Consider the following 10,053-nt stretch of genomic DNA (forward strand, 5'->3'; position numbering starts at 1 on the left):
CCAAAACCCACCCTGCCGCCCGCGTAACCACCCCCTGGGCACCCCCCCCAAAATTCCCCCGGTGAATTTGGGCGCCCCCAAAAAAACCCCCCAAACCCCCACGGGGCGGGGTCCGTAACCCACCCCGCCCCGTGCACGGCGTGCTCACCGGCCCCGGGGAGGGCCGGTGGATCCGGTTACGGCAGCCGCTGCCGCAGCAGCAGGGCCACCACGACACCGGCGAGAGTGGCCAGCAGACCGAGCAGCCACCAGGGCCGGCTCGCGTCACCGCGGGTGATCTCGTAGCCGATCTGTTCCTCGAGGGTGTCGTAGACGCTGGAGAGCTCCTGCAGGCTGGAGGCCGTGTAGAACTCGCCACCGGACAGTTGTGCGATCTCCTGCATCGCCTCGTCGTCCACCGGAACCTCGACCTGATCGGTACCCCCGTCGTCGCGCGGGATCTCGACAACACCCCATTGCGTCCCGAACGAGATGGTCGACACCGGGATCTTCTTGGTCTTGGCCAGCCGGGCCGCCACGAATTCGTGGCGCGGATTATCGAAATCCTCGAAATCCGGGACCGTCTGTTTACCGTCGGACATCAGCACGATCCGGGCCGGTGGCGGTGTCTCCGAACCACCCAGCACCGACGCCAGGGTTTCGATCGACTGGAGGGCGGTGAAGATGCCCTCGCCGGTGGCCGTGCGTTCGGCGAGGCGGATATTGTCGATGGCGGCCTTCACCGATCCGCGGTCGGTGGTGGGCGAGACGAGGACCGAGGCGGTTCCCGCGTAGGTCACCAGGCCCAGGTTGATTCCCGGGGTGAGACCTTCGGCGAAATCCTTGGCCGCCTGCTGGGCGACCTCGAGCCGGCTCGGAGACACATCGGTGGCTTCCATCGACAGCGAGACGTCCATCACCAGGACGACGGTGGCCCGGTTGCGGGGCACTTTCTGCTCGGCGGTCGGCCCGGCCGCGCCGATGGTGGAGAACACCATGCCCACGATCACCAGGATGATCGGGATATGCCGCCAGAAGGCCGGCCGGTTCGGCGCCACCTTCTCGAGCTGCTCCATATTGCTGAAACGCAGCATGTGCCGGTGTTTACTGCGCTGAACCAGCAGATATGCCAGCGCGAGCAGCAGGATGACGGCAAGGAACCCGAGCCAGATCGGGGCGGCGAAATTCGAAATACTCACTGGCGTGGCACCCGCGAAGTCGAGGCGCCGAGGCTGTGGCGCCGGGTGGAGACGAACCGGACCACATCGGCGATCCAGTCCCGGTCGGTCTGCAAGGTCATCACCGGGGCGCCGCAGCTGCGCAAGGTCTGCTCGACCTCCTCCCGGTGCCGTTGCGCGGCCGCCGCGTAGTCGGCGCGCAACTGGGGCGTCACGCTGAATTCGCGGGTCCGCCCGGTTTCCGGGTCGTGCAATACGACGTCACCGATATCGGGCAGGGCGATATCGCGCGGATCGAGCACCTCCACGGCCAGTAGCTCGTGCCGCGCGGAGATGGCACGCAGCGACCGCTGCCAGGTGATGTCCCCGAGGAAATCGCTGATCACCACCGCGAGCCCGCGTTTGCGCTGCGGGCGGCGCAGCGATTCGATGGCGCCCTGCAGATCACCGCGGACCCCGTCACGTGGATGCGGAGTGGTGGCGATACTGCGCAGCAGCGATTGCGCGTGCACCCGGCCACTGCGCGCCGGAATACGGCGCAGCTGCTCGCCGGTGGCCACCACGGCACCGACCCGGTTACCGCCACCCATCGTCAAATGGGTGATCGCGGCCGCGGCGGCGACCACGAGATCGCGTTTCTGGCAGGCGCCGGTGCCGAAGTCGAGGCTGGCGGACAGATCCACCACCATCCAGGTTTCCAGTTCCCGGTCGGCGATCATCTGCCGGACATGCGGGTGGGTGGTGCGGGCGGTCACCGACCAGTCCATCTGGCGGACATCATCACCCGGCTGGTAGGCGCGTGCCTCGCCCGGTTCGGAACCGGGGCCCGGGATGAGGCCGAGATGATCTCCGTGCAGTACGCCGTCCAGCCGGCGGCGCACCGTGAGCTCCAGGGTTTTCAGGGCGGCCGCCAGATGCGGGTCGGTCAGTTCACCCGATCGGAACGACGGTGGCGCGTGATCTGCCATGGGCACTCGGGCACGGGGGTCCGGCCGGGTCACTGGGGCTGGTTCGTGCCGGCGGTCTGCGGCACCTGGGGCGCCTGCTGCGGCGGCGCGGGCGGACGGCCGTTGCCGTTCTCGGCGGCGGGCGGCGCACCACCGGGGGCCACCGCCTGCGGCGCGACCTGCGGCAGGCCGACGGTCTGCAGCACCCGCTGGATCACATCTTCGGGGCTGATCTCGTCGGCGAGCGCATCGTAGGAGAGCACCAGACGGTGCCGGAGCACATCCGGGATCACCTCGATGACATCCTGCGGAACCACATAGTCGCGGCCGCGGATCAGCGCGACCGCGCGGGCGGCGGCGATGATGCCGAGGCTGGCGCGGGGCGAGGCGCCGTAGGAGATCCAGTTCGCCACATCGTGCATACCGAACTCGGCCGGAACACGGGTGGCCGAGATCACCCGGACCACGTAGTCCACCAGCGCATGGTGGACGAAGGTGTTGGCGGCCAGTTTCTGCAACCGCAACAGTTCCACCGGTTCCAGGATCTGCCCGGGTTCGGGCGGCGTGACACCCATCCGGTAGATGATCTCGCGTTCCTCCTCGACGGAGGGGTAGTCGACGACCACCTTGAACAGGAAGCGGTCACGCTGCGCCTCGGGCAGCGGGTACACACCTTCGCTCTCGATGGGGTTCTGGGTGGCCATCACCAGGAAGGGGTCCGGCATGGGGTAGGTCTTGCCGCCGATCGACACATGCCGTTCGGCCATCACCTCGAGCAGTGCCGACTGCACCTTCGCGGGGGCGCGGTTGATCTCGTCGGCCAGCACGAAGTTGGCGACGACGGGGCCGAGTTCGGTATCGAACTCTTCCCGGCCCTGGCGGTAGATACGGGTACCGACGAGATCGGTGGGCACCAGGTCGGGGGTGAACTGGACGCGGGAGAACGACCCGCCGACCACCTTGGCGAAGGTTTCCACCGCCAGCGTCTTGGCGATACCGGGGACACCCTCCAGCAGCACGTGACCACGGGCGAGCACTCCGACCAGTAGCCGCTCGACCAGCCGGTCCTGCCCGACAATTACCCGCTTGACCTCGTAGATCGCTTTTTCCAGGGTCTGGACGTCGCGTTCGAGGGTGCTCGAAGCAGGCGCCGGCGGTTCTTTCGCCAAATCCGCCCCTTTGACACCGTCCGTCGAAGTCACCAACATCCCCGCTTTCGCCTCGGTCCTGTGCGTGCTGTCACAACTATTCCAGGTGATGACCGTATCCGTCGCAACCGGCTCCACTGTCGCGGTTTTCGCCGCCTTCACCTGCGGTAGCCGGTCGGGGATCGCTGTCCACCCGATGGCCTCGGCCACCGGTATCGCCCGTCGCCCTCGACCATACGTACCGATAAGGCATGATGCCCGCCGCAGCGGCCACCGAAACCTGATGATTTCGCCGCACGCCACCGCAGACTGCTCACGAGGCAGCCGAGGCGGGTTCGTGGCCGCCCCGCCGTGAACGACTCGCCCGGACGCCGGAGGATTCAGGACACGGCGGCGAAGAGCTGCCGGGGTGACGGTCCGGACCCCGGAACGGCATTACCGCCGGCGGGCGCCTATCGCGAGGCAGGTTCGCGCACGGCTTCTTCGGTGAGCGTGTCCGCAATGGCGGTGTCCGCCGCGGGCACCGCGGTATCCGGGGCAGCGGCGGTATCCGAGATCGCCGGATCGTCGCGGCGGCGAGCCTTGACCCAGTAGAGCCCCCCGATCACCAGGACGAGACCGGCCAGCAGCACCGACGTGATCTCCGTCCAGTTCACAGTCGGGGTCTGCTCGAGGCGGTGTACCAGGATCTGCGCGGCTTCCTCGCTGTCACCGCCTTTGAACTTGGCCGTGTCCTCGGCCCATTCGAGCCGCACCCGGCTGATCGAATCGCTGGTGGTACCGATCCAGTCGTCGCTGAAGACCGCGATCGTGCCGTGCTGGAATCCGGCGACCTCGGTGGCCAGATCCCGCAGTTCCGAATCGTGGCCGGGGTTGCCGTGCATCACCACGATGCTCAGATCGATGCCGTGCGCCCGCGCATCGGCCACGATTGCGGCCAGTTCGCTCTGGTCGTCTCCGTCGGGTGTGGCCACCCCGTTGTCGGCGAGATCGGACCGGACCTCCTGCATGGTGTCCGCGTCGAATCCGTCCGGCAGCTTGGTGGCCCTGAGGGAGAAGGCCGAAGTGTGGGTGACGGTCATCTTCCATCCGGTCTTGGTCGAGGCCGCATCGTCGGACGAGGCGACAGGGGTAGCGATACTGGGCACGAATTCCGGGAGTACCCGACGGTACGCCCCGGCAACCCGGTCCAGCTCGAGAGCAGATTACGCGACAACGGAGCGGTCGGTGTACACCCGCCACGCCGAATGGTTGCCACGCCGGGTGACGGCGACCGGGCGCCGCCCCGAAAATTTCACAGGACAAGCGTACTGTTAGGGTTGGGAACCGCGGGGAACCGGCGCCATCCCGGGCCGGCACCTCATGCCAGAGACGTACCGCCGCCGGCACAGCCCCGCCGACGGCGCCCACACCCGACAAGTGGAGCTGACGTGACCAAAAGTATCGATACTTTCGGCGCCAAGGGCAACCTCGAGGTCGGAAGCAACTCCTACGAGATCTTCCGCCTCTCGGCCGTGCCCGGCACCGAGAAACTCCCGTACGCACTGAAGGTCCTCGCCGAGAATCTGCTGCGCACCGAGGACGGCGCGAACATCACCGCCGACCATATTCGCGCACTGGCGAACTGGGATCCGAACGCCCAGCCCAGTATCGAGATCCAGTTCACCCCCGCCCGCGTGGTGATGCAGGACTTCACCGGCGTGCCCTGCGTGGTCGACCTGGCCACCATGCGCGAGGCCGTCGCCGCTCTCGGCGGCGACCCGGAGAAGGTCAATCCCCTCTCCCCCGCCGAGATGGTCATCGACCACTCGCTGATCCTCGACGTCTTCGGCCGCGCCGACGCCTTCGAGCGCAATGTCGAACTCGAATACGAGCGCAACGGCGAGCGCTACCAGTTCCTGCGCTGGGGCCAGGGCGCGTTCGACGATTTCAAGGTCGTCCCGCCCGGCACCGGCATCGTCCACCAGGTGAACATCGAGTACCTGGCCCGCACCGTCATGGTCCGCAACGGCCAGGCCTATCCGGACACCTGCGTCGGCACCGACTCGCACACCACCATGGTCAACGGCCTGGGCGTGCTGGGCTGGGGCGTCGGCGGGATCGAGGCCGAGGCCGCCATGCTCGGCCAGCCGGTCTCCATGCTGATCCCGCGCGTGGTGGGCTTCAAACTCACCGGCGAGATCAAGCCCGGCGTCACCGCGACCGATGTGGTGCTCACCGTCACCGATATGCTGCGCAAGCACGGTGTGGTCGGCAAATTCGTCGAGTTCTACGGTCAGGGCGTGGCCGAGGTGCCGCTGGCCAACCGCGCCACCCTGGGCAATATGAGCCCCGAATTCGGCTCCACCGCAGCGATCTTCCCGATCGACGAGGAGACCATCAACTACCTGCGCCTGACCGGCCGCACCGACGAGCAGCTCGCGCTCGTCGAGGCCTACGCCAAGGAGCAGGGGATGTGGCACGATCCGGCCGCCGAGCCCACCTACTCCGAGTACCTCGAGCTCGACCTGAGCACCGTGGTGCCCTCCATCGCCGGCCCGAAGCGTCCGCAGGACCGCATCGCGCTGGACGAATCGAAGATCGCGTTCCGCAAGGACATCCACAACTACGTGGAAGATCAGCACCCGACGCCGCATTCCCAGCTGGACGAGGCGGTCGAGGAGTCGTTCCCCGCGTCCGATCCGGCCACCCTGTCCTTCGCCGACGACGGCGCCGTCGATGTGCAGTCCGCGGCCGTCAATTCCCAGGGCCGGCCGTCCAAGCCGGTCCGGGTCGTCTCCGAGGAGCGTGGCGAGTTCATCCTCGATCACGGCGCGGTCGCGGTCGCGGGTATCACCTCCTGCACCAACACCTCCAACCCGTCGGTCATGATCGGTGCCGCGCTGCTGGCCCGTAACGCGGTGGAGAAGGGCCTGACCAGCAAGCCGTGGGTCAAGACCAATATGGCCCCGGGTTCGCAGGTCGTCACCGACTACTACGAGAAGGCCGGCCTGTGGCCCTACCTGGAGAAGCTCGGCTTCCACCTGGGTGGCTACGGCTGCACCACCTGCATCGGTAACACCGGCCCGCTGCCGGAGGAGATCTCCCAGGCGGTCAACGACAACGACCTCACCGTCACCGCGGTGCTGTCCGGTAACCGCAACTTCGAGGGCCGTATCTCCCCCGACGTGAAGATGAACTACCTGGCTTCGCCGCCGCTGGTCATCGCCTACGCACTCGCGGGCACCATGGACTTCGATTTCGAGAACGACCCGCTGGGCAAGGACACGCAGGGCAATCCGGTGTTCCTGAAGGACATCTGGCCCTCGGCCCAGGAGATCGACGACACCATCAAGTCGGCGATCAGCCAGGAGATGTTCACCAAGTCCTACGCCGACGTCTTCAAGGGCGACGAGCGGTGGCGCAGCCTGCCCACCCCGGAGGGCAACACCTTCGAGTGGAGCGACGATTCCACCTATGTCCGCAAGGCGCCGTACTTCGACGGGATGGGCATGGAGCCGGAACCCGTCGCCGATATCAAGGGCGCCCGCGTTCTGGCGCTGCTGGGCGATTCGGTCACCACCGACCACATCTCCCCTGCGGGCGCCATCAAACCGGGTACCCCGGCCGCCGACTACCTCGACTCGCACGGCGTGGCGCGCAAGGACTACAACTCCCTGGGCTCGCGTCGCGGTAACCACGAGGTGATGATTCGCGGCACCTTCGCCAACATCCGGCTGCGCAACCAGCTCCTCGACGATGTCTCGGGCGGTTACACCCGTGACTTCACCCAGGAGGGCGGCCCGCAGGCGTTCATCTACGACGCCTCGCAGAACTACCAGAAGGCCGGCATCCCGCTGGTCGTGCTGGGCGGCAAGGAGTACGGCTCCGGTTCGTCGCGTGACTGGGCGGCCAAGGGCACCCGCCTGCTGGGTGTGAAGGCCGTGATCACCGAGTCGTTCGAGCGTATCCACCGGTCGAACCTGATCGGTATGGGCGTGATCCCACTGCAGTTCCCGCAGGGGGAATCGGCGAAATCGCTGGGCCTGACCGGTACCGAAGTCTTCGATATCGAGGGCATCGAGGAACTCAACTCGGGCACCACCCCGGCCACCGTCCACGTCACTGCGACCAAGGACGACGGGTCGAAGGTGGAGTTCGACGCGGTGGTCCGTATCGACACCCCCGGTGAGGCGGATTACTACCGCAACGGCGGCATTCTGCAGTACGTGCTGCGGAATATGATCCGGAACTGATCGCAGGTATCGCGAGTTCGGGCGATACCGAGCTCGCGCACCGGACTTCGTGACCGAGCCACCGGCTCGTCCGGTCCCGAGGTCCGGTGCGCGGGCCGATACCCCGAGCAGCCCGCGCGCCGGCCGGCCGCAAGTCACACCGGCACGTACGCAACGCGGTTCACACGTGATCACCCAGTAGACACCGGGATTCCCCGCCTCGGTCTCGGCCGCGGCGGGGATGCGCGTATCTGTGACCCACCGCCCGTCATTTCGTATCCACCCCCCGCTGTGGAGGAGAGTCCATGCCCAAGGTCAGCGACGATCATCTGGCCGCCCGGCGCACACAGATACTCGACGGCGCGCGCCGCTGTTTCGCCGAGTTCGGGTACGACGGCGCCACCGTGCGCCGCCTGGAGGAGGCCATCGGCCTGTCCCGGGGCGCGATCTTCCATCATTTCCGCGATAAGGACGCCCTCTTCCTGGCGCTCGCCCAGGAGGACAACGAGCGAATGGCCGAGGTCGCGGCCAACCAGGGCATCGTGCAGGTCATGCGGAATATGCTCGCCGACCCGCAGGCATACAACTGGCTGGGCACCCGGCTGGAGATCGCCCGGCGGTTGCGAACCGATCCGGAGTTCCGGGCGGGCTGGACGCAGCGTTCGGCCGAACTCACCGCGGCCACCCTGGCCCGGCTGGAGCGCCGCAAAGCGGCCGGGGCGTTGCGCGACGATGTACCCACCGATGTCCTGCTGGGTTATCTCGACCTGGTGCTGGACGGTCTCATCGCCCGTATCGCTTCGGGGCATACGAACGAAAATCTCACCGCCGTACTGGATCTGGTGGAAGCATCGGTGCGGCGCCGTCCTTGAGTGCCGGGGCGCGGCCCGCCGCGGCCGGGCGATCGGCGCCGGTTTCGTTGCGGAGAGCAGGTTTCCGGAGGCACTCCGACCACCGAGGTCGACAGCATCCACATCGGTGAGCACTGTGCGCCACCGCGCCGCCGGTTGCCCCCGGCACGATCGCCACGATGTGCCGCCACACACCGACCCCGGCGTCGTCGATCCGCCGTCGTAACCGGCATAATCCGGACCTTTCGGCTGTCTTTCCGTTTCCGCGCGCGACAGCGTGGGCGTATCCGTGAGCGCGGCGGGGCCCTACACGACATCCATCGAGATCTCCGCGTCACCTGTCGATGGCGCCGAGGTCGGCAGCGGCATCTCCACCCCGGCCTCGTCGGCCGTGCGCGAGGAACACTGCCGCGATATTGCCTTTCGGCGACGACCACGCGGCAGCCGACCACCACCATTGCCTGCCGCGCGAGCGCCGACGTTCGCAGTTTCTACCACTCGACCCATCTCACATCGGAGACGGAACCGATCATGGACACCGAACCATTCGATGGCATATAGTTTGGGACCTAACTATATGCCATCGAATCAATAGGAGTCATTATGTCCACCACCCACTCCCTCGCGATCCGGCAGGCGAGCGACGCCGAGATCCTGTACACCGCATCGGTCACCATGCGGCTGCTCATCGACGCGGAACAGGCCAACGGCACGGTGAGCACCCTCGAGGTGACCATGGCCCGCGGCGCCGACGGCGCGGCACCGCATTTCCACACGCGATCCGACGAACTGTTCTATGTCGCCGAAGGCGAGCTACAACTCATGGCCGGTGATCGCCTCGTCACCGTCGGCGCGGGCGGTACGGCGGTCGTGCCGAAGCACACCACCCATGCCTTCGGCGCCACACCGGACAGCGGCGCCCGCATCCTGATCGCGCTCATGCCCGGTGTCCAACGGTTCGGTTACTTCCGGCTGCTCGAGCGCATCGCGCGCGGTGAGGCGACCCTGGACGAACTGGCGGCCTCCCAGGACGAATACGACAACCACTTCGTCGACGCGCCCCGGTGGTGGCAGGAACGCGCCGCGCAGCGTCGCTGAACCGGGAACAACCGCGGACCGTGGCGGGTTCGCACCGGCATGACCTTCTCCGTCCCCGTGACCGTCCGCGGTTATGAACTCGATGTCCAAGGCCATGTCAATCAGGCGGTCTACCTCCAGTACGCCGAACACGCCCGCTGGGAGTGCTTACTGGCCGCCGGTCTGCAGGCGGACAAACTGGTGGCCGCCCGGGTAGGGCCGGTGGTCCTGGAAACCACCATCAAGTACCGGCGTGAACTGCGCGGCGGAGACGAGTTCCGGGTGACCTGTGCGTTCGAATGGGGTACGGGTAAGACCTATCGCGTCCGGCAGGAGATGCTCCGCGCCGACGGCACTCTCGCCGCCGAGGTGGTGGGGGTCGGCGGATTACTGGATCTGGACGCGCGGCGGCTCGTCCCGGATCCGGCCGGACGGTTGCGGGAACTGGCCACCAGGCCCGAACTCCTCGGCGGCTGACCCACCGGCAACCCGGGCAAACATTCCGGGGGGCCGGGCCGCCGGCCCCGCCCCCCGGAAAATTAAGCCCCCGGGATTTTACAGGGCTCGAGAAAAACATAAACAGTACCCGCAGTACCTCGTCGACATTGCGGCCCACGGAACCGGCGGTCACCGAAACGAACTGGATCTCGTTGTTCGGG

Annotated in this window: 8 protein-coding genes and 1 pseudogene; 4 read left to right on the forward strand and 5 right to left on the reverse strand. The window is 67.1% G+C overall.

Annotated features, from left to right (window positions below; genetic code table 11):
- Positions 1 to 176: 176 nt before the first annotated feature.
- The 4 genes from QH195_RS04885 to QH195_RS04900 all read right to left on the reverse strand — a co-directional run bounded on the left by QH195_RS04885 (position 177) and on the right by QH195_RS04900 (position 4,400).
- Positions 177 to 1,178 carry a VWA domain-containing protein gene (locus QH195_RS04885; protein ID WP_280422177.1) on the reverse strand — a complete coding sequence of 334 codons (1,002 nt, stop codon included), beginning with the start codon at positions 1,176 to 1,178 and terminating at the stop codon, positions 177 to 179.
- Complete coding sequence (locus tag QH195_RS04890; RefSeq protein WP_280422178.1) at positions 1,175 to 2,125, reverse strand: DUF58 domain-containing protein; 951 nt, start codon at positions 2,123 to 2,125, stop codon at positions 1,175 to 1,177. Before QH195_RS04890 ends, QH195_RS04885 begins: the two co-directional genes overlap by 4 nt.
- A 29-nt stretch (positions 2,126 to 2,154) precedes the next feature.
- A complete protein-coding gene (locus QH195_RS04895) occupies positions 2,155 to 3,312 on the reverse strand; it encodes a chaperone MoxR1 (protein WP_280422183.1) in 1,158 nt (385 codons plus the stop codon).
- Positions 3,313 to 3,704: 392 nt separating this feature from the next.
- The gene (locus QH195_RS04900) at positions 3,705 to 4,400 is read right to left on the reverse strand and encodes a DUF6676 family protein (protein ID WP_280434461.1); all 696 of its coding nucleotides are present in this window, start codon (positions 4,398 to 4,400) and stop codon (positions 3,705 to 3,707) included.
- Between the two features lie 282 nt (positions 4,401 to 4,682).
- Between QH195_RS04900 and acnA the strand changes: the two genes are divergently transcribed.
- The 4 genes from acnA (at position 4,683) to QH195_RS04920 (ending at position 9,871) form a co-directional block, all read left to right on the forward strand.
- Positions 4,683 to 7,487, forward strand: coding sequence for an aconitate hydratase AcnA (gene acnA, locus QH195_RS04905; protein ID WP_280422180.1), 2,805 nt, complete (start codon positions 4,683 to 4,685; stop codon positions 7,485 to 7,487).
- 284 nt (positions 7,488 to 7,771) lie between these two features.
- Entirely contained in the window at positions 7,772 to 8,338 is a 567-nt protein-coding gene (locus QH195_RS04910) for a TetR/AcrR family transcriptional regulator (protein ID WP_280422181.1), read from the forward strand.
- 582 nt (positions 8,339 to 8,920) lie between these two features.
- Positions 8,921 to 9,415 carry a cupin domain-containing protein gene (locus tag QH195_RS04915; RefSeq protein WP_280434462.1) on the forward strand — a complete coding sequence of 165 codons (495 nt, stop codon included), beginning with the start codon at positions 8,921 to 8,923 and terminating at the stop codon, positions 9,413 to 9,415.
- A gap of 39 nt (positions 9,416 to 9,454) precedes the next feature.
- Positions 9,455 to 9,871: an acyl-CoA thioesterase gene (locus tag QH195_RS04920; protein WP_280434463.1), complete on the forward strand. Its 417-nt coding sequence runs from the start codon at positions 9,455 to 9,457 to the stop codon at positions 9,869 to 9,871.
- A gap of 103 nt (positions 9,872 to 9,974) precedes the next feature.
- Here the strand turns inward: QH195_RS04920 and QH195_RS04925 are convergent.
- A pseudogene (locus QH195_RS04925) lies at positions 9,975 to 10,053 on the reverse strand (peroxiredoxin); the annotation flags it as partial.

The sequence above is a fragment of the Nocardia carnea genome, from assembly GCF_029868855.1.
GTDB lineage: Bacteria > Actinomycetota > Actinomycetes > Mycobacteriales > Mycobacteriaceae > Nocardia > Nocardia carnea_A.

Excerpts from the sequence above, each read along its gene's own strand:
- QH195_RS04890 (WP_280422178.1), bottom strand. The coding sequence starts at position 2,125 with ATGGCAGATCACGCGCCACCGTCGTTCCGATCGGGTGAACTGACCGAC.
- QH195_RS04895 (WP_280422183.1), bottom strand. The coding sequence starts at position 3,312 with ATGTTGGTGACTTCGACGGACGGTGTCAAAGGGGCGGATTTGGCGAAA.
- QH195_RS04910 (WP_280422181.1), top strand. The coding sequence starts at position 7,772 with ATGCCCAAGGTCAGCGACGATCATCTGGCCGCCCGGCGCACACAGATA.
- QH195_RS04915 (WP_280434462.1), top strand. The coding sequence starts at position 8,921 with ATGTCCACCACCCACTCCCTCGCGATCCGGCAGGCGAGCGACGCCGAG.
- QH195_RS04920 (WP_280434463.1), top strand. The coding sequence starts at position 9,455 with ATGACCTTCTCCGTCCCCGTGACCGTCCGCGGTTATGAACTCGATGTC.